We start from the raw sequence: 227 nt of genomic DNA on the forward strand, positions 1-227 counted from the left end.
GTGGAAGAAGAAAAGAAACTCTACGTCTACTTCAAAACAAAATTTCGCAATCGAATCCTTGATAGTGTCAGAAAACAAGAGAGTCAAAAGCGTCGCCTAGACCGGATGGCCTACGAAGAAGTAGGGGAGATTAGCCATCGCCTACCAGAAGGAGGATTGTGGTTGGATGATTACTACGCCCTTCATGAATTGTTGAATACTTATAGAAGAAAATTACCAGAAGATAA

At 41.0% G+C, this 227-nt stretch carries 1 pseudogene; it reads left to right on the top strand.

The window, feature by feature from the left end:
- Positions 1 to 227 (top strand): annotated as a pseudogene (locus HMPREF2795_RS00045) (sigma-70 family RNA polymerase sigma factor); the annotation flags it as partial.

This window comes from Streptococcus sp. HMSC056C01, from assembly GCF_001811305.1.
Classification (GTDB): Bacteria; Bacillota; Bacilli; order Lactobacillales; family Streptococcaceae; genus Streptococcus.